This is a genomic window from Flaviaestuariibacter amylovorans, from assembly GCF_039541815.1.
GTDB classification, from domain to species: domain Bacteria; phylum Bacteroidota; class Bacteroidia; order Chitinophagales; family Chitinophagaceae; genus Flavisolibacter; species Flavisolibacter amylovorans.
The window spans coordinates 105,896-125,215 of the sequence record NZ_BAABGY010000005.1 but is presented as its reverse complement, the minus strand read 5'-3'; the positions used below and the strand labels follow the sequence as shown (position 1 = coordinate 125,215).

The following is a 19,320-nucleotide window of genomic DNA, read 5'->3' as shown; positions in this document are numbered from 1 at the left end:
GTGTTGATATGCTAATGTGCTGATCCGAAGATCGAAGAATAGGGCAATGTGCGAATCATTAGCACATTAGCACATTACCCCATTAGCACATTGGGTTTAATATTCTTCGCGGTCGAGGCCCAGCTTGGAGAGGTCCATGCCGAAGTGGAGGCCGCGCTCGTTGAGCACCTGCTCGATCTCGGAGAGGGACTTCTGGCCGAAGTTGCGGAACTTCATCAGGTCTTCCTGCTCGTACTGCACCAGCTCGGAGAGCGAGTTGATCTTCGCCGCCTTGAGGCAGTTGAAGGCACGAACGGAAAGGTCGAGGTCTTCCAGCGGGGTCTTCAGCACCTTGCGGAGCTGGAGCGTCTGCTCGTCCACGATGTCTTCCTTCTTCTCTTCTTTCGAATCGAAGGTGATGTTCTCATCGGTGATGATCATGAGGTGCTGGATCAGGATGCGCGAAGCTTGCTTCACGGCCTCTTCCGGGTGAATGGTACCGTCGGTGGTCACGTCCATGACGAGCTTCTCGTAGTCGGTGCGCTGCTCCACGCGGGTATTCTCGATGGCGTACTTAACGTTCTTGATCGGGGTGTAGATCGCGTCCACCGGGATGAAGCCGAGGGCGGCATCCTTCGGGCGGTTCTCTTCGGCGGGCACGTAGCCACGGCCGCGGCCGATGGAGAGCTCGATGTCCAGCTTCGTGCTGTTGTCGAGGGTGCAGATAAGCAGCTCCGGGTTCATGATCTGGAAGGAGGAAGTACCCTCGCCCAGCATGCCGGCGGTCAGCTCCGTGCGGTTCTTCACCGACAGGGTGATCTTCTCGGACTGCACTTCGTGGTCGACGATCTTCTTGAAGCGAACCTGCTTCAGGTTCAGGATGATCTCTACCACGTCTTCAGAAACACCTTTGATCGTGGCGAACTCGTGGTCCACGCCTTCAATGCGTACGCCGGTGATGGCGTAGCCTTCGAGGGAGCTCAGGAGCACGCGGCGCAGGGCATTGCCCACGGTCACGCCATAGCCCGGCTCCAGCGGACGGAACTCGAATTGCGCTTCGAAGTCCGTGACTTTCTGAAGAACGATCTTGTCAGGTTTCTGAAAATTTAAAATGGCCATGTATTTCAGGTTTTAGAGTTTGAACAAGTCTTCGCTCCGCTCAGACTGACAAGAAAACAGTCCTTAAATCAGGCTGGGGGCGGTGCGTTGGAAACGGTAGCGAACGGACCGGAAATAAAAAACGGAAGACGATGCAAGCATCGTCTCCGTCTATTGATTACTTCGAGTACAGTTCGACGATCAGTTGCTCCTTGATGTTCTCGGGAACATTCTCACGCTCGGGATAGGTAATGAACGTGCCGGTGAAGGACGTTTCATTGAAATCGAGCCAGCCGTACTTGGGGTTCTTGCCGCGAACGAGGGCGGTAACAGCAGCATTGTCCTTCGACTTGTCCTTCAGCGCCACCACGTCACCGGGCTTCAGCTGGTAGGAAGGAACATTGACTACGATACCGTTCACGGTCACGTGCTTGTGCGACACAAGCTGGCGGGCGCCGGGGCGGGAGGGAGACATACCCATACGGAAAACGGTGTTGTCCAGACGGGCTTCCAATAACTTGATCAGGTTTTCACCTGTAACACCTTTGCGGCGGGCTGCTTCGTCAAACGTCTTGCGGAATTGTTTTTCGAGCAGGCCGTAAGTGTACTTGGCCTTTTGCTTTTCGCGGAGCTGCAGGGCGTACTCACCCAGGGTCTTGCGCTTGCGCTGTGCGCCGTGCTGACCGGGAGGGTTGGAGTTCTTGCTCAGCCATTTGCCATTGCCCAGGATGGGCTCCCCGAAAATGCGGGAGATTTTGGTCTTGGGACCAGTGTAACGTGCCATAGTTTATTTCATTTCCGCTTTTTAGAAACCGGCGGTCGCATCGTTGAAAGCGGTAAAAATTAATGCGGCGCCCTTTAGTTAAATGAAAGCCCCTGGCGGGAGAAATATGTAAGGATGTCAGACCGCAGATCTAAGATCTGCGATCTGACATCTGTAGATCATTATACGCGGCGCTTCTTGGGCGGACGGCAGCCGTTGTGGGGCAGCGGGGTCACGTCCTTGATCATCGCTACTTCGATACCGCTCTGGGCGAGGGCGCGGATGGCGCTTTCGCGACCGGCACCGGGGCCTTTCACGTATACGTCCACACGCTTCACGCCTGCGTCGATCGCTACTTTAGCGGCGTCGCTGGAAGCCATCTGGGCGGCATAGGGCGTGTTCTTCTTGGAACCGCGGAAGCCCATTTTACCGGCGCTGCTCCAGGAAATCACCTGGCCATGCTTGTTGGTCAGTGCGATGATGATGTTGTTGAAGGTTGCGTTGATGTGCGCGTCACCGTAGGCGTCCACCTTCACGATGCGCTTCTTGGCGGCGGCCTTAGCCGATTGTTGCGCCTTTTGTGCTTTTGCCATGTTTGAAACAGGTAATCTATGTGTTTAAAAAAGTCCCTCGTCGCTACTTCTCAAAGCCCTGGCCATTGTCAGCCTGAGCCTGTCGAAGGCCTGTCGAAGGCCGCTCCTACCCTCCCCCGGCACCATCGGGATCCAGCGTTTGGAACGGTAATTACGGGTGCTATAATGGGCCCTGCGTTTCAAGCAGCAAACTGCAAGCGGGATACGCTTGCAGTTTGACTGAAGAGCACGGGGCTCGTTATCTTACTTCTTGGGAGCCTTCTTCTTACCGGCAACCGTCTTACGCTTGCCCTTGCGGGTGCGGGAGTTGGTCTTGGTGCGCTGACCGCGAACGGGCAGGCCTTTACGGTGACGGAGGCCGCGGTAGCAGGCGATATCCAGCAGGCGCTTGATGGCCATCTGGGTCTCGGAGCGCAGCTGGCCTTCCACCTTGAACTCCTCGGTGATCGAGGTACGGATGTGGTTCAGCTCTTCGTCGTTCCACTCGTTCACACGCTTGGAGCGGTCGATATTCCCCTTGTCGAGGATGTAGCGGGCAGTGGCGGGACCGATACCGTAGATATAGGTCAGGCCGATTTCGCCTCTTTTGTTTTTGGGTAAGTCAACACCGGCAATACGAGCCATAATGTATGTTCAGTTTTACTTTTACGAATGTGGTATGCAAAGCCGGAATTAACCCTGGCGCTGCTTGAATCGGGGATTCTTCTTGTTGATCACGAACAGTTTCCCCTTGCGGCGCACGATCTTGCAGTCGGCGCTTCTTTTTTTGATGGATGCTCTTACTTTCATTTTGTTTGACGTTTGTGCGTGGGCTCATCGCCGCCGCTATGGTTTTATTTATAGCGGAAGATGATCCGTCCCCTTGAAAGATCGTAGGGACTCATCTCCACGCCCACTTTATCACCCGGAAGAATCCGTATGTAGTGCATCCGCATCTTTCCGGAGATGGTGGCGAGGATCTCATGGCCATTTTCCAGCTTTACCCGGAACATAGCGTTGGATAAAGCTTCTAAAATAACTCCGTCCTGTTTGATAAGTGGCTGCTTCGACATACAGATTTTGGGAGCGCAAAGATATGATCTTTATGTGGAAAAAAGAAAAAAGAGCCGCAGAATACGGCTCTCTCTTGCTGAATTTTCTTAAAAATAGGCAAAAATCAATGCGTAACGCCCCGCTCGAGGGTCATTTTGGTCATATCCAGGTGGTGGTTCTGGAGCTCGTGGAGGTACAGCGGGTTGTGGAAATGCCGATGGTCCTCGCGGTACCAGATCTCCAGGTTGGTGTAGTTGCCCGGCTCGCGCAGCAGGATGCGGAAAGGCCCTTTCTTGTACTTTACCTGGCCGTTCTCCATCAGCTCCTTTTCGAAGCCGAGGATGCCGGTAAGGGCGGCCTCCGACATGGGAATGGGCACGATCTGCTCGGGCGGGTACCAGAATTCCTGGATGCCGTTATCGATACACGCGAGGTTCTCGTTGCGGCTCGTGTTGGTTACGATGCCCTCGCGCTCTTCGCCGTCGTGTAATACCCGGACCACATCTCCGGCCTTTAAATCCGAAATCTTGATCATATAGCCTTATGTTTTTCCGAATATAAGCAGAAATCGGGCAGAAAATACCGGCCGCGGGTTACCCCGCCCCTTCCCTTGAGCCCCGAAAGAGCTATCTTCCTGCCCTCCAAAACAACGCTCATGTTCCGCCGTGCCCTCCTCCCCCTCCTCCTGCTCCTCCCCGCCCTGCTCCGTGCCCAGGCCCGCCACGAGATCTCCGACGTAACCGGCTTCCTCCTGCGCAACAGCGGCGCCTTCCTCCGGCACGACAGCGTCCGGGGCTATTACTTTCTGTACGAGACCGAAAAGCAGCATCAGGATACCCAGCGATATGCGCTCGCGCTCCTCGATGCCGCCCTGAAGCCGCTCCGCACCCTGCACTTCGACGGCACGAAAGCCCTCCACCTCGTGGAAACGGCCGATAACGGGCAGGAGCTCATGTTCCTCTTTTTCGATCCAAAGGCGAAACAGCTCCAGTACCGCGTGCTCCGGCCCGACACCGACTCGGTATCCCTGTTCACCAGGGTTCTCGAGCGGAATACCGTCGAAACCCTCCGCACCGCCTTCAAAGCGCCCGGCGGGAGCGCCCCTTCGGAGAACACCTACCTGGTGCCCGTGCCCGGCCGCGGCTTTCTCTCCACTATCCCCACCGGCGGCCCCTTCAGCGCCAGCTACGAGGTACAGTTCTTTGACGTGGCGGCAGACCGCACCTGGAGCTACGTTCCCGCTGCCGTTACCGACCTCACCCACGGCGCCCAGTACCTGGGGCAGACCGACTCGCTGGCGCTCTTCGAAACGCATACGCGCAACAGCGCGCTCTTCGCAAAAACGGAGTCCTTCCTGATGGCGCTGAGCCTCCGCACCGGGCAGCCCGCCTACGAGACGCGCCTTGCCGACAGCAGCTACCAGACCTACCCCATGTACGCCGGCCGCAAAGCCGGGAGCAACAACCTGCTCGTTATCGGGCCGCACTTCCTCGGCAGGAACAAGTATACCGCGTCGCGCAGCATGGGCATCGCCCTGTGGGAGCTCGATGAAACAGGCAAGGCCCTGCGCACGGTGTACAACTTCTACGCGGAAGATTTCAGCCGCTACATCGATGTCAGCAACGGCCACATCGACCGCCTCGGCTTCCTGTATTACCACGACATCCGCCAGCTGCCCGACGGGCGCATCGTGGTCTCGGGCGAAGGCTATTACAAGTCGCCCAACCCGGGCGGCATCCTGGCAAGCGCCCTCACGCTGGGCGCCGCCACCGCCCTGTCTACCGGCGGCCCCGTGGCCGGTAAGCTGACGCAGATGGTGGTGTCCGACATGGCGCTGCTCCAGTTCGACGACCAGTTCCGGCTTACCGGCTTCCGCATCTTTGAGAAAAAGAACAACATCGCCCGCTTCGCCTCCAGCCTCTTCTCGAGCCCGCACAACGATGCCCGCCGCATCCGGGCCCTGGGCTATTTCGACTACTGCTTCAGCCTCGGCAGCGGGCGCACCTCGTTTCGCACCGGCTACCTCGGACACGAAAAGAGCCGCAGCCACAAGATCCCCAGCTTCCAGTCGCTACACTACCGCGACGGACTGGTCATACACGAGAAGGCCCTCCTGCCCTCCCGGGCCGACCGGCAGCGGGTATACCCCGCCAATGGCGACCAGGTGCTCGTGGCCGAGGTGTTCCGGAAGGAGCGGCGCCTGGCACTGCGCCTCGAGCCCCTGCAGCCCGTTTTGGAGCAGTAAGAGCCGGAAATACAAAGGGACCGCGTTGCGGTCCCTTTTTCCTGGAGTGGGTGTTTCTTACTCGCTCCAGCTCATGGTGTAGTGGTCGTTCTCGATCTCGAGCGCCTGCTTCGTGAGCATCAGCGGGTGGAAGGTATCCACCATCACGGCGAGCTCCTTTGTTTCCGTTTTCCCGATGCTCTTTTCGACGGTGCCCGGGTGCGGGCCATGCGGGATGCCGGCCGGATGCAGCGTGATCATGCCGCGCGTCACGTTCTTGCGGCTCATAAAGTCGCCGTCCACGTAGTACAGCACCTCGTCGGAGTCGATGTTGCTGTGGTTATACGGTGCCGGGATGGCCTGCGGGTGATAGTCGTAAAGGCGCGGCACAAAAGAGCACACTACGAAGTTGTGGGCTTCGAAGGTCTGGTGCACCGGCGGCGGCTGGTGCACGCGGCCCGTGATGGGCTCGAAGTCGTGGATGGAGAAGGCATAGGGATAGCAGCAGCCGTCCCAGCCCACTACGTCGAAGGGATGGGTGCCGTAGTGGATGTTGTACAGCACGCCGCGCTTCTTCGCGCGGATGATGAAGTCGCCCGTCTCGTCGAAGGTCTCGAGGCCATGCGGTACGCGGAGGTCGCGCTCGCAGAAGGGCGAATGCTCGAGGAGCTGCCCGTATTTACTCTGGTAGCGCTTCGGGAAGCGGATGGGGCTGAACGATTCCACGATGAAGAGGCGGTTGTTCTCCGTTTTGAAATCGATCTGGTAGATGGTGCCGCGCGGGATCACGAGGTAGTCGCCGTATGCGAAGTCGAGCTGCCCGTAGGGCGTGCGGAGCGTGCCGGAGCCCTCGTGCACGAAGATCATCTCGTCGGCATCGGTGTTCTTGAAGAAGTAGTCCTTATTGCCTTCTTTGGGCGCGGCGAGCACGATGTGGAGGTCGTTATTGACCAGCACGGGCACGCGGCTTTCGAGGTAGTCGGCGGCGGGCTTTACATGAAAGCCTTCGAAGGAGCGGTGCTGCAGCATCTTCTCCTCGGCGATCTGCGGCGACACATCCTGCGGCTTTTCCACCTTGATGATCTTCGTAGGCGGGTGCACGTGGTAGAGCAGCGAGTAGTCGTTGGAGAAGCCCTCGGTAGAGAAGAGCTGCTCGGAATAAAGGCCGCCGTCGGGCTTGCGGAACTGCGTGTGGCGCTTCTGCGGTACGCTCCCCAGCTTATGGTAATAAGGCATACAATCGTGGGCGGCTTTTGGGCCGCCCAACAAATGTAACGGCTTGCGGGGGAATGACGGGGCTGAGCTTGGGAGGAGAGAAAGAACGCAGATTTTTTTATGATGCATACGATGAGCGCAGATCACCTTGTGCGATAGTCCGGTTTCGCATTCCCTGAAGCTGATCGATCTGGCTGTACCTGAAACCATGTAATACCCCCGCAAATCATAAAAACCGTAGCGATCCGCGTTCCTTCTCTTCCCCCTGCCCTACCTTGCCCCCATGACCCGAATCGGACTCTTTTCCGACACCCACGGCTGGCTCGACGAGCAGGTGTGGCGCCATTTCGAAGGCTGCGACGAGCTCTGGCATGCCGGCGACTTCGGCCCCGGCGTATCGGAACTGCTGCAGGGCGACGGGCGCCCGGTACGCGGCGTGTACGGCAATATCGACGGCCGCGACATCCGGCAACACTATCCCGAGGTTTTGTGCTGGAACTGTGAAGGCGTGCGGGTGTATATGAAGCATATCGGCGGCTACCCGGGCCGCTATGCGCCGGGAGTGAAGAACGCGCTCGCGCAGGAGGGCGCCCGGCTCTTCATCAGCGGGCACTCACATATCCTCAAAGTGGTCTACGATCCGAAGATCAACTGCCTCCACATGAACCCCGGCGCCGCCGGCCGGCAGGGCTGGCACACGGTGCGCACGCTGCTCCGGTTTTCGATCGACGGCGATCAGATCCAAGATCTTGAAGTGATCGAACTAGGCAGCAGGTAGACAAGGCAAACAGGTGTTTTTTACCGCCAAGAAAAAAGGGGCTAGGTGGTTGCGCCAAGAAAAGGGCCACGCTACGCGTGGCCCTTCAGAACGGTATCCTTAGCGAATACCTTAGCTTCTTCTTTTCTTGGCGGTAAACAAATCTTACCCTCTTGGTCCGACTTAAAACCAGCCGCGGCCTTCACCGACGGTGAGGAAGGGCCAGGGGATGGACGCGAGCATGATCAGCAGGGCGATCACGTAAAACATCAGGGCCTTGCGGTGCTTCCGGGCATCGGGGATATTCTTCTTGCCCTGTGCTTTTCCGATGTGCAGCAAGGCGATCGCCACCAGCATCCCGAACGAGTGCTCGAAGGTCTGGAACGACATCCGGCGCTTCAATTCAGCGATCTCGGGCTTCGCGCCCTGGATGTAGCTGAGCCCATAGGTGGGGCTGGTAAACCAGAGGTACAGCCCGATCAGGAGCATGATGTCGGCGGAGATGGTAAGCAGGAGGCCATTCTTGCGGCCATAGGGCTTATCGCCGGCTGTAGCGTGTCGGAAAATAGCGAGCAGGAGCAGGATCAGGACCACCCACCGGAGTCCGCTGTGGGCATGGAGCATTCCGTTATACATAACGTGATTTCGGTTTGGGGCCAAAGCTACGGGTTTACCAAGATCTCAGATCGATGATCTCGGATCTGTGATCTGCCGGCGCAACGCGAATGCGACGGCGGTGGGTAAAACCCGCTTAATGGTGGACTTAGCTAGATCCCATAGCTGCGATCCGAGATCTGAGATCTATCGCCCGCCGTTGCCCCGCAGGTCGTTGATGCAGGCCGCGTCGAGGGAGGGCACGGAGCCGGTGACGAGGAGGCCGAGGATGTCGGTGGTTTCGGCGGCATAGTACATGAGGCAATTCTGGTTGTTGCAGTGCGCCGACCCGCCGGGGTCCTTGTGGGGCGTTTGCATGGGCGTGCCAATGTCGACAAGCCCAAGCAGGTGCCCGATCTCGTGCTCCAGCACGGTGGCCTCGAGCTTCGTGCGGCTTGCCTGCCCCACGCCGCCGGAGTTGTCGTGGATCTTCTTTCCGAAGAGGGCCACAGCCGTGCCGCGGTAGGCCACGCCCAGCACATTGGATTCGGTGTAGGATCCGTTGGTGTACAGGATGTGGATCGTGGCGGTGCTGCCCGAGGAGCGCGCCGTGCGGTTGGCTCCTTCGATGGCCGCGAGGTCGCTCACCGATAGCACGGCGTTGGAGGCTGCGGGGATGGCGCGCGTCGTGACCGTAATGCCCCCGGGCTTGTTGAGGCGGGCCTGCAGGAACGTATTGAGCCGGCTCAGCGCGCCGGCATCAGGTGCATATCCAGGCATATAGGAGATCTCCACCTGCAGAGACGTATAGGTGCCGGCCGACAGAAGCGCATTGGCCGCGCGGCCCGTGTTTCGATCGTCGATCGGGCCATCGCTGGAAGTGCCGTTGTTGCGGTCGCTCTTCTTACAGGCCGCAAGTAGGGTTACCAGGGTCAGGGAAAGCAGGATCTTTTTCATGGGTTCGCTTTGTGCTGCACCAGCAAATTCTGTTCCATTGCACAGCTTGGCGGGCAAAATCTCCAGGGCTGCCGTTTGTCGGGAGGCGTCAGGCGTGAGGAGCAGGCGCTTTACAACAGCAGGCGTGCTCATCGTATCTCCTGCGTAAGAAGGCCTATGAAATTGTGTACGCTGGAACAGGCCATTCGAGGTCATGCACGAATGAATCGCTTCGCGCTTAAACGGAAAGTATTGCGCAGCGTCGGTACTTGGAGACCCACCGCCCATAAGAGTTTTCTGCGCACGCCTGACGCTTCACGCCTCACGCGCCTTACTCTACCCAGTCGGCAAGGAACAGGTTGGTGGCACGCGTGCCGCCGTTGTTGCGGTTGGAGCTGAAGAGGATCCGCTTCCCGTCGGGGCTGAACATCGGGAAGGCGTCGAAACCCTTGTCGCGCGAGATCTTCTCCGGCTTGCCCGCCGCATCCAGCAGGTACATGTTGAAGGGAAAACCGCGTGGGTACTCGTGGTTGCTGCAGAAGATGATGCGTCCATCGGGGGTGAAGTTAGGCGCCCAGTTCGCCTGCCCCAGCTCCGTCACCTGGCGCGCGTTGCCGCCGTCGGCATCGGCCACGAACACCTCCATCCGTGTAGGCGCTACCATGCCGTCGCGCAGCAGCTCCTGGTACTCCTTGATTTCAGCTTCCGTTTTCGGACGGCTGGCACGCCATACGATCCGTTTGCCGTCGGGACTGAACCAGGCGCCGCCGTCGTAGCCCAGCGTATGCGTGACGCGCTTCGTCTTGAAGGTGCGCAGGTCCATCACGTAAAGGTCCAGGTCGCCGTCGCGCATCGAGGTAAAGATCATCTTACGTCCGTCGGGCGAGATCGTGGCCTCGGCGTCGTAGCCCGGTGTTTCGGTAAGCTGTTTCACGATGCGGCCATCGAGACCGGCGAGGTAAATGTCGTAGCTCGCATATACGGGCCAGATGTAGCGGTTGCCGTATTTGCTGCGGTCAGGCGGCGGTGGGCAGCTGTCGGCCCCGCCATGTGTGGAGGCGTATACCACCTGCTCGCTGTTCTTCATAAAGAAGCCGCAGGTCGTACGCCCCTTGCCGGTACTGACCATCTGATACGTGAACGCTTCGCCGGGCGCAGGCACGCCCCCCACGAAGATCTGGTCGCAGGCGACGCCGTCGGCCGGCGCGGTACGCTGGAACACGATGTGCTTGCCGTCGGGGCTCCAGTAGTCCTCTGCATTGTCGGCGCCGAAGGTGAGCTGCCGCACATTACGGAAGTGCCGCTCCTCGGGGTAACGGAGCGTATCGGGGCCCAACTGCGCGGCGGCCGATAGTATCAGCAAGAAACTGCAGGCGGCAGTCATCAACGTGTTCTTCATAAGCAGGGGTTAAGATTTTCCAAAGAACGATAAAGTTACGCGTCGCGTGCCGCGGAACTTTAGTTTTGAGGATGATGAGGAATGTCCTTTTCTTTTTGACGCTCGTGCTGCTTGCTTCCTGCGCTTCCAACGAGCCGTCGCTGCTCGAGGAGCCGCCGTACCGCGCGCTTACCGACAGCATCCGCCAGAAGCCGGGCGAGCCCGAGTTGTTTTACCGGCGCGGACAGTTGCTCTTCGAAAACGGCGAGACCGAGCTGGCCCGCACCGATATCACCCGCGCCTGGGGCCTGCTCCCGCGCGAGGACTTCGCCCTCAGCATCGCTACCGTCCTCGAAAAAAAATCTTCCGACTCTGCCCTCCACTTCCTCGAAGGCGCGCACCGGCGCGTTCCCGGGAGCGTGGCCATCAGCATCGCGCTCGCCAAAGCCTACCGCGGCAAGGGACAGCCGGCAAACGCGTTGGCGCTCTGCGACTCCGTGATCCGCCGCTATCCCAACGCGCTCGACGCACTCGTACTCAAGTCGGAGCTGCAGAAAGAGGGCGGACAGGATGCGGACGCCATCCGGACGCTGGAGCAGGCCTACGGATATGCGCCCTTCGACGCCGAGCTCGCGCACAGCCTCGCCTTTTCCTATGCCCAGGCCGGCAACCCGAAAGCGCTTTCGTTGTCGGACTCCCTCATCCGGGCCGACAGCCTGAAGATCCACGCGGAGCCCTATTATTTCAAGGCGCTGTACCACGAAGGCCGGAGTGAGTCGGCCCAGGCGCTTGCGCTGCTCGACGAGGCTATCGCCCACGACTACAACTTCCTCGACGCGCATATGGAGAAGGGGCAGCTGCTCTATGCGCAAAAGCAGTATGCGCCTGCGCTGCAGGCTTTTCAGCTGGCGATCAGGATCACGCCCACCTTCGCCGATGCGTATTTCTGGATCGGCAAGAGCCTCGAAGCGATGGGCAACAACGCCGAAGCGAAGATCAATTACCAGCGTGCCTACGGGCTTGATAAAACGAACGCGGAAGCGAAGGCGGCAGCAGACCGGCTCTAAGAAGGTTTTTTGGGTTTTAGAGGTTTTAAAGGTTTTGGAAGGTTTAGTTGCGGCAGCTATTTCGCTGTTCCCTGTTCCTTATTCCCTGTTCTATTGTTTTCCGATCCCATGGCTGAAGCCATGGGCTGGTGCCGTGGGCTAGTGGGCCCACCAACATTCGATATTCCTTATTCGATATTCAACATTCAGTGTTCGATATCCGATATTCCGTGTTCGATATTCGATATTCCTATTTTTGCGCATGCCCCTCATCGCCCCTTCCCTCCTCTCCGCCAACTTCCTCCGCCTTGAAGACGATTGCCGGATGCTCAACGACAGTGCCGCCGACTGGTTTCACCTCGATGTGATGGACGGCCGCTTTGTACCGAATCTTTCCTTCGGCCTGCCGGTGATCGAGCACATCCGCAAAGCCACGAAAAAGGTGTGCGACGTGCACCTGATGATCCTGGAGCCCGAGCGCTATACCGAAGCCTTTGCAAAAGCCGGCGCCGACATCCTCACCGTGCACCTCGAAGCCTGCACCCACCTGCACCGCAACATCCAGCAGATCAAATCCCTCGGCATGAAGGCCGGCGTGGCCGTCAACCCGCATACGCGCGTGGAGCTGCTGCAGGACGTGCTCGAAGACATCGACCTCGTATGCCTCATGAGCGTCAACCCCGGCTTCGGCGGACAGGCCTTCATCCCCCGCACGCTGGAAAAGATCCGCACGCTGCGCCGGATGATCGATGAGGCCGGACTGAACATACACATCGAGATCGACGGCGGCGTGACCCTGGAAAATGCGCCGGCGATCGTAGCCGCCGGAGCCGACGTGCTGGTGGCCGGCAATACGGTGTTCCGCGCGGCCGACCCCACCGCCACGATACAGGCGCTCAAGAACCTTGGATAAGTCAGCAGGCATTAGGGGAACGGTTCCTCGGCAACGCCTCCTGCCCTTTTCAGATCAGCTATGGGAAAAGACCTTTTTTCGAAGCAGGCGGCCGACTATGCCCGTTACCGCCCCACCTACCCGCCTGAGCTTTATGCGTGGCTGCTGGAGCGGGTGCCGCACCGCGGGCACGCGCTCGATTGCGCCACCGGCAACGGGCAGGCGGCGGGCGCGCTGGCGGAGCACTTCGAAGCAGTAGCGGCGATCGACATCTCGCCCGCACAGCTGGACCAGGCGGTCCGGAAGCCGAATATCGACTATGCACTTTCCCGCGCCGAGGAAACACCTTTTCCTGATGACCACTTCGACTTGGTTACAATGGCGCAGGCCTTTCATTGGATCGATGCGACACGCTTCTGCGCCGAGATGAAGCGCGTAGGGCGCAACGGCGCGCTGGTTGCCTGCTGGTCGTATCAATTGCCGAAGACCGCCGACCCCGCCGTGAACACAATAATCAACGATTTCTACTACAACGTCACCGGCCCGTACTGGGAGCCCGAGCGGGCGCATGTCGACAACGACTATGCCGATCTTGAATTCAGCTTCGCCGGCGTGGAAACCGCCCGCTTCGAATCGGTATTCCGGTGGACCCGCGCTGAGCTGCTCGGCTATTTCGGCTCCTGGTCGGCCACGCAGAAATACATCCGGACGCACGGCCATTCGCCGGTGGACGGGGTGGCAGACCTGCTGGCCGGCGTTTTCCCCAACGGCCGATCGCTGGAGGTCCGCTTCCCGCTCTACCTCAAGGCCGGGTACGTACAGAAATAAGGCATTGCCGTCAATACGTTATTTTAGGCGCCAAATTCCCGTGACGCCCATGCTTCGTGCCGCCGCCCTCCTGCTGCTTTTCCTCTTCAGCACCCTCCTTGCAGGCGCGCAGCGCAAGATGGCCACGGTCAGCGGCACCGTGCTCGATGAACAGGAGCGCCGCCTCGCCAACGTATCGGTGACGGTACTCGGGCGTCAGCAAGGCATCCGCACCGGCGACTCGGGCACCTTTCGCCTGCAGGTGCCCGCCGACCGTGCCTTCGCCCTCGTGTTCACCTACAGCGGCTACCGCTCCTACCAGCAGAACTTCCTCCTCAACGAAGGCGAGCGCGACTCGGTGACCGTGCGCCTGGAGCCCGGCGCCACGGTGCTCGGTGAGGTGGTGGTGCAGGACGCGCGGGAGCGCACCGAAGCGGGACTCATCCGGCCCAACCCAAAGAACGTCATCAACCTGCCCACGCCCGTTACCGGCGTCGAAAGCCTCATCAAGGTGTTCGTAGGCTCGAGCAACGAGCTTACCTCGCAATACAACGTGCGCGGCGGCTCCTACGACGAGAACCTCATTTACGTAAACGATTTCGAGATCTTCCGCCCCTACCTCGTACGCAGCGGGCAGCAGGAAGGATTGTCGTTCATCAACCCCGCGCTCGTACGCAACATCTCCTTTTACAACGGGGGCTTCCAGGCCCGCTACGGCGATAAAATGAGCTCGGTGCTCGACATCCAGTACAACAAGCCCAAAGCCTTCGCCGGCTCGGCCTACGTGGGCCTCCTCGAGCAAGGCGTGCACGTGGAGGGCAGCGGTGCCCGCGAGCGCTTCACCTACCTGCTTGGCCTGCGCAACCGCTCCAACCGCAACCTCCTCAGCCGGCAGGAAACGCAGGGCGCCTATACTCCTGCCTCCAACGACGTTCAGGGCTTGTTTACCTACCAATGGAACGCGATGTGGAGCTCGGAAGTGCTGGTCAATTTTTCGCAGACGCGGTTCTCGCTGGTGCCTGCTTTCAGTCAGCTCACGAGCTCGGTGTTCTCGCCGCTCTTTACGTCCAACCTGGGCGTTGATATCTATTTCGAAGGACGGGAGAAAGACCAGTACAACACCGGCATGACGGGCCTCGCCACCACCTGGCAGCCCCGAAAGAACCTGCGCCTCAAGCTGCTCGCCTCGCGCTTCCGCAACCAGGAGTGGGAGAACCGCGACATCTCGGGAGCCTACCTGTTTGGCGACCGCGACTTCGATCCCAACAGCGCCACCTTCGGGCTCATCGTCAACCCGCTCGGCGCCGGTATCTCGCAGGACTTTGCGCGCAACCGCCTCGACATCACGAACGACAATATTTCGCACAAGGGGGCACTCGACGCCGGCCGCCACCAGTGGCAGTGGGGCCTCGTCTACGACCGCACGAAGATCTCCGACCGGCTGCACGAGTGGGAATACCAGGACTCCGCCGGATACTCGCTGCCCTACAGCCCCACGCTGCTGGCGCTCAACAAAGTGCTCCGCAACACGGCCCGCCTCGATGTGAACCGCTTCAGCGGCTACCTGCAAGACAACCTCGCATTCCGCAACGGGGCCCGTACTTATACGGTGCAGGCGGGCGTACGCTTCAACTACAACGACCTCAACGGGGAACTGCTGGTAAGCCCGCGCCTCGGGGCTTCGTGGAAGCCGGCCTGGAAAAAGGACATCATCTTCCGCGCGGCGGTGGGTGCCTACCACCAGCCGCCCTTCTACCGTGAGCTGCGCCGCTACGACGGCACCGTGAACCGCGACCTCAAAGCCCAACGCAGCCTCCAGGCCGTGGCCGGGCTCGACTACAACTTCATGGGCCTCGGCCGGCCGCTCCGCCTTACGATAGAGGGCTACTACAAGCACCTGACCAACGTGGTGCCTTACGATATCGACAATGTACGGGTACGCTATTTCGGCGAAAACAGCGCGAAGGCTTATGCCGCGGGGCTCGAGATGCGCCTCTTCGGCGAGATCGTGAAAGACGCCGAGAGCTGGCTCTCGATCGGCCTCATGCGCACCCGCGAAAACCTTGAGGGCGACACCTACAAAGTGTATACGCTGGATTCGCTGAAGCAGCCCATCGACAGCAGCACCGTGGAAGGCGGCTGGCTCCGCCGCCCGACGGACCGCCTCCTGACCGTAGGCTTGTTCTTCCAGGACTACCTGGCCACGAACAAGAACTTCAAGGTGTACCTCAATACCATCTACGGCACCAACCTGCCCTACAATATTCCGGGGAGCGTGAAGTACCGCAACGCGCTGTTCATCCAGCCCTACCTCCGGGTCGACATCGGCTTCAGCGCGCTGCTGCTCGACGGCGACAAGGCGAAGCGTCGGAGCCACAGCCCCTTCCGCAACTTCGAGAACATCTGGGCTTCGTTAGAAGTCTTCAACCTCATCGACCGGCCAAACACGATCTCCTACCTGCTGGTGAAAGATTTCGAAGGCAACACCTTCACGATGCCGAACCGGCTGACGCCGCGACTCCTCAACTTCAAGATCATCGCACGCTGGTGACCCGAATACCAGGTTATTTGCCGCTCGTGCAGCATTTCGACCGTTCCTCTTGCCTCAAGAGTAACCGCGCGCTTGCAAGCTGCGCCGGCCGCTAACCGGAACCCAGCACCTTTCCCGGGCGCCGTCAGCGCCTTTCCTTTCACGCAAATCCCCGCACATGAGACTATTTCTTTTGGCGCTGCTCCTGCTATGGGCGGCTGGCATCCACGCACAAACGATCGAGGTAAACGGACAGGTACGCGACGATCAAGGCAATGGAATTCCTTTTGCCACCATCACGGAAACAGGGACGCGCAATGCGGTAACGGCCGATGCCAACGGCAACTTCCGGATCCGCGTGGCACCCACAGCCCGCCTCAATGCAACTGCAGCCGGCTATGAGCCCGCAACCGTTGCCGTTGCCCACCAACGCACACTCCAGATCACGTTGAAACGCGGCGCCTACGAAATGCTGAACGAGGTAGTGGTCACTTCGCTTGGCCAGGCACGACGGACCAAAGAACTTGGCTACTCCACCGCCAAGGTGCGGACAGAAGAGGGGGATCCGGGCAAGCCGCTCCGCACCTGGAAAAGGTCGGGGCTCGAGGAAAACAGCGTGCGCCTTGCCGTGGGTGAAAAAGACCAGCTGCCGTTGCGCAGCGTGCAGGTGGCGGTGCAGGTAGACGGATTCAGGGCCCGCGTGCTGTTCGACTATTACTTTTACAACGACCGCAAGAAGCGACTGCGCGGATCGTTTCGCCTGAAGCTGCCGAATGGCGCGAGCCCCTGCTACCTGGCCTTCGGAGGAACCGAGGTAAAGCTGCGCGGCACCGAAGTACCCGCAGCCCCTACCCTCCACTACGACCGCCGTACTCCGCTCGATCTGCACAAGGATACGATCCGCGCCTTGCGCCGCACCTACGGCAGCAAGTTGCTCGAAGCCCGCGTGGCGCCAAAGGAAAAGGCCGCCTATGCATTCGGAGAGGTGGTGCGCGGGCAGGTAGACCCGGCGCTTGTTGAATGGGCAGGCGCTGATGTCTTCGCCTGCAGCGTATACCCGCTGGAGCCCGGCCGCCTGCACCACGTGGTGGTAGGCTACGACATCAACCTGCTGCAATCCGGCTATGAAGGGCTGCTCGAGTTGTCGCTCCCGTATAAATCCCTGCGCCCGAGGGTGGATGTGAGTATCAACGGCGCCGCCGGCCGGCCGCAACTGGAGCCTGCGCTCGCGGCAGACGCCGGAGCCGCGGGAAGCTGGCGGTATCATACAGACGGGTTTTCCGCGTCGGCGCTCCGCCTTTCGGTCAGCATGGGCGGGCCCGTACTTTTAGAAAAAGCCGGCGCAGATGCCTATACGGCCCTCTCCTATGTGCCCGACCTGTCCGAAGGCAGTGCTGCCACCCGGCCCGCCGACGCCGTATTTCTACTGGACGTGTCGTGGAGCAGCCAGCCCGACAAGTTCAACATTTGGCTAAAGACGGTGGAAAGCATCCTGCGCCAGAACCGCAACAGCATCCGCCAGTTTGCCGTGCTTTGCTTCAACGTGCAGACCTACTGGTGGCGGCCCTACTACAGCCGGAACAACGATAAGAACCTGGGCGACTTTCTCGACTTCGCTGACGGACTGAGCCTCGTGGGAGCCACCGATATCGGAGGCGCCCTCCGGGAAGCGGGCGCGCCGCAATGGCTACGCAACAAGCCCGGCCCGCGAAGCCTCTTTCTGCTCAGCGATGGCGATGCGAGCTGGGGCGAGCAGAATGGCTATCGCCTCGCCGCATTGCTTCCGGCCGGCAACCAGGTGTTTGCATTCACCACGGGGCTTTCCGGCACCGACACACGCCTGCTCGACCTCCTGAGCCGACAGACCGGCGGGGCCGTTTTCTCGGTGCTCAACGAGGAGGAAGTCGATTTTGCAGCCCGTGCAATCCGGTCGGAGCCCTGGCGGATCACCGGCGTCGGTGGCGAAGGACTTAGCGACGTGCTTATTGCCGGACGCCCTTACAACATCTACCCCGGACAAAAGCTACTGGTGAGCGCAAGGGGCCGCCTCGCCCCGGGGGCTGCCCTTATGCTGACGCTTCAGCAAGGCGACCGGAAACGCGAGTGGCGTATCGACCCGGTGAAGCGGCTACCCTCTGCACTCAGTACACGCATCTATGGACAGGTGGCCGTGGAGCAGCTGGAGGAGTTTGCATTTCAAACCGAAAAAGCAACACAGCATTACTCGTCCTACTACGATGTGGCGGGCAAGTCCTGCTCCTTCGTCATGCTCGAAAATGAAAGCCTGTACCGGCGCTTCGGGCTAGACAGCAGCCACTCGGCCGCGTTTATACTGGCCAACCCCGTTACCGGACTTGTAGACGCGGTACTTCGCGCCGAGGCCGCAACACCTACACTCGCGAGCGCCAAGGCGGCACTCGTATCCTGGATCGAACGGATGAAACGCGACCGGCTGCTGAACTTCGAGCCCGACACGGCTTTTTACCGATACATCGCGGCGCTGCCCGGGGATGCTTTCGAGGTGCAGGTAGCACCGGTGCTTGTTCGAAACGTGACCTCGGCCAGCTGGCTGCCCGGCACCGTGCAGACCCTGCAGCAGCAAAGCCCCGACTACCAGGAGCTGCTTGCCGCTACGCGGCGCGAGAAAAGACGGCTGGGAAGCGGCGAGGCCTTCACGTTGCTCAGCACCGCTGCCGAAAGCAACCGCGAGGATCTCAACCTGCTTCGCGACGTAGCGTTCACGCTCGACAGCTGGCAGCTGGAGGCAAAATCCTACCAGTTGCTGCGGCAGGTGCTCGAGATGCGCCCTGCAGAGCCGGCCACCTACGCGCTGCTTGCCGGCGCGCTGCAAAAAATGGGACGGACGGAGCTCGCACTCGTGTATTACGACATTGCCTTTCATACGAAATGGGACAGCCGCTTCGACGGTTTCGACCTCATCACCGCTATGGGCTACCTGCGCTTCCTCAATAGCCTGAAGCCGGAAAGCGTGCGGGACACGGCCTTTACACGGCAGCGCATGAGCGAGCTCCGCGCCTTCCTGAAGAGCGAAGGTGTAGACAGCCAGGAAGCAGACCTGATGGTGGTGATCACCTGGAACACCGACAATACCGACGTTGACCTGCACCTGCGCGAGCCCTCGGGTGAAGAATGCAGTTACGCACACCCCAAGACCCGCTCCGGAGGCTTCCTGAGCAACGACGCCACGGACGGCTTCGGGCCGGAGATGTACTACCTGAAAAAAGCGCCGCCCGGAAGCTACCATCTTGACCTTATCTACTATTCCGACAGCCGGGTCGAGACAAGGGCAAGCTCCAAGATCTTCGTGCAGGCATACAAGAACTGGGGACGCCCCAACGAGGAGCGCTTTGAGAAAGTAGTGGAACTGGGCCGCCGGAAGAAGGATGCCGACGAAGAACGCAAGGTGACCGACGCCTTGGTCATCACCTTCGGCAAGTAGGTGCGCAGGAGGCGGA

At 60.0% G+C, this 19,320-nt stretch carries 18 protein-coding genes; 7 read left to right on the top strand and 11 right to left on the bottom strand.

Annotated features, from left to right (window positions below):
- Positions 1 to 96: 96 nt before the first annotated feature.
- The 7 genes from ABD937_RS05855 to ABD937_RS05825 form a co-directional block, all read right to left on the bottom strand.
- A complete protein-coding gene (locus tag ABD937_RS05855) occupies positions 97 to 1,098 on the bottom strand; it encodes a DNA-directed RNA polymerase subunit alpha (protein ID WP_345254174.1) in 1,002 nt (333 codons plus the stop codon).
- A gap of 157 nt (positions 1,099 to 1,255) precedes the next feature.
- Positions 1,256 to 1,861 (bottom strand): 30S ribosomal protein S4, encoded by a 606-nt coding sequence (rpsD, locus tag ABD937_RS05850; RefSeq protein ID WP_345254173.1) that lies wholly within the window; start codon positions 1,859 to 1,861, stop codon positions 1,256 to 1,258.
- A 161-nt stretch (positions 1,862 to 2,022) separates the two neighbouring features.
- Entirely contained in the window at positions 2,023 to 2,433 is a 411-nt protein-coding gene (gene rpsK, locus ABD937_RS05845; RefSeq protein ID WP_345254172.1) for a 30S ribosomal protein S11, read from the bottom strand.
- Positions 2,434 to 2,676: 243 nt separating this feature from the next.
- Positions 2,677 to 3,057, bottom strand: a complete 381-nt coding sequence (gene rpsM / locus ABD937_RS05840) for a 30S ribosomal protein S13 (protein WP_345254170.1) — start codon at positions 3,055 to 3,057, stop codon at positions 2,677 to 2,679.
- A 48-nt stretch (positions 3,058 to 3,105) separates the two neighbouring features.
- Positions 3,106 to 3,222 (bottom strand): type B 50S ribosomal protein L36, encoded by a 117-nt coding sequence (gene ykgO / locus ABD937_RS05835; protein WP_345254168.1) that lies wholly within the window; start codon positions 3,220 to 3,222, stop codon positions 3,106 to 3,108.
- A gap of 44 nt (positions 3,223 to 3,266) precedes the next feature.
- Positions 3,267 to 3,485, bottom strand: coding sequence for a translation initiation factor IF-1 (infA, locus tag ABD937_RS05830; RefSeq protein ID WP_026752042.1), 219 nt, complete (start codon positions 3,483 to 3,485; stop codon positions 3,267 to 3,269).
- A 104-nt stretch (positions 3,486 to 3,589) separates the two neighbouring features.
- Entirely contained in the window at positions 3,590 to 4,000 is a 411-nt protein-coding gene (locus ABD937_RS05825) for a hypothetical protein (protein ID WP_345254142.1), read from the bottom strand.
- Between the two features lie 120 nt (positions 4,001 to 4,120).
- Between ABD937_RS05825 and ABD937_RS05820 the strand changes: the two genes are divergently transcribed.
- Positions 4,121 to 5,710 carry a DUF6770 family protein gene (locus tag ABD937_RS05820; RefSeq protein WP_345254141.1) on the top strand — a complete coding sequence of 530 codons (1,590 nt, stop codon included), beginning with the start codon at positions 4,121 to 4,123 and terminating at the stop codon, positions 5,708 to 5,710.
- A gap of 57 nt (positions 5,711 to 5,767) precedes the next feature.
- On the opposite strand, the gene ABD937_RS05815 is transcribed toward ABD937_RS05820, so the two are convergent.
- Positions 5,768 to 6,925, bottom strand: a complete 1,158-nt coding sequence (locus ABD937_RS05815) for a homogentisate 1,2-dioxygenase (protein ID WP_345254140.1) — start codon at positions 6,923 to 6,925, stop codon at positions 5,768 to 5,770.
- A 262-nt stretch (positions 6,926 to 7,187) separates the two neighbouring features.
- Here ABD937_RS05815 and ABD937_RS05810 point away from each other — a divergent pair, with 262 nt between their 5' ends.
- Complete coding sequence (locus ABD937_RS05810) at positions 7,188 to 7,682, top strand: metallophosphoesterase family protein (protein ID WP_345254139.1); 495 nt, start codon at positions 7,188 to 7,190, stop codon at positions 7,680 to 7,682.
- A gap of 162 nt (positions 7,683 to 7,844) precedes the next feature.
- On the opposite strand, the gene ABD937_RS05805 is transcribed toward ABD937_RS05810, so the two are convergent.
- The 3 genes from ABD937_RS05805 to ABD937_RS05795 all read right to left on the bottom strand — a co-directional run bounded on the left by ABD937_RS05805 (position 7,845) and on the right by ABD937_RS05795 (position 10,590).
- On the bottom strand, positions 7,845 to 8,297 hold the full coding sequence (locus ABD937_RS05805; protein ID WP_345254138.1) for a hypothetical protein: 453 nt from the start codon (positions 8,295 to 8,297) through the stop codon (positions 7,845 to 7,847).
- 165 nt (positions 8,298 to 8,462) lie between these two features.
- Entirely contained in the window at positions 8,463 to 9,212 is a 750-nt protein-coding gene (locus ABD937_RS05800; protein WP_345254137.1) for a M12 family metallo-peptidase, read from the bottom strand.
- 310 nt (positions 9,213 to 9,522) lie between these two features.
- The gene (locus tag ABD937_RS05795) at positions 9,523 to 10,590 is read right to left on the bottom strand and encodes a TolB family protein (protein WP_345254136.1); all 1,068 of its coding nucleotides are present in this window, start codon (positions 10,588 to 10,590) and stop codon (positions 9,523 to 9,525) included.
- A gap of 74 nt (positions 10,591 to 10,664) precedes the next feature.
- Here ABD937_RS05795 and ABD937_RS05790 point away from each other — a divergent pair, with 74 nt between their 5' ends.
- The 5 genes from ABD937_RS05790 (at position 10,665) to ABD937_RS05770 (ending at position 19,304) form a co-directional block, all read left to right on the top strand.
- Positions 10,665 to 11,636 carry a tetratricopeptide repeat protein gene (locus ABD937_RS05790; RefSeq protein WP_345254135.1) on the top strand — a complete coding sequence of 324 codons (972 nt, stop codon included), beginning with the start codon at positions 10,665 to 10,667 and terminating at the stop codon, positions 11,634 to 11,636.
- Positions 11,637 to 11,877: 241 nt separating this feature from the next.
- Positions 11,878 to 12,528 carry a ribulose-phosphate 3-epimerase gene (rpe, locus tag ABD937_RS05785; protein ID WP_345254134.1) on the top strand — a complete coding sequence of 217 codons (651 nt, stop codon included), beginning with the start codon at positions 11,878 to 11,880 and terminating at the stop codon, positions 12,526 to 12,528.
- Positions 12,529 to 12,588: 60 nt separating this feature from the next.
- Complete coding sequence (locus tag ABD937_RS05780) at positions 12,589 to 13,335, top strand: class I SAM-dependent methyltransferase (RefSeq protein ID WP_345254133.1); 747 nt, start codon at positions 12,589 to 12,591, stop codon at positions 13,333 to 13,335.
- 49 nt (positions 13,336 to 13,384) lie between these two features.
- Complete coding sequence (locus ABD937_RS05775) at positions 13,385 to 15,865, top strand: TonB-dependent receptor (protein ID WP_345254132.1); 2,481 nt, start codon at positions 13,385 to 13,387, stop codon at positions 15,863 to 15,865.
- Positions 15,866 to 16,022: 157 nt separating this feature from the next.
- Positions 16,023 to 19,304 carry a carboxypeptidase regulatory-like domain-containing protein gene (locus ABD937_RS05770; RefSeq protein WP_345254131.1) on the top strand — a complete coding sequence of 1,094 codons (3,282 nt, stop codon included), beginning with the start codon at positions 16,023 to 16,025 and terminating at the stop codon, positions 19,302 to 19,304.
- The last annotated feature ends 16 nt before the right edge of the window (positions 19,305 to 19,320 follow it).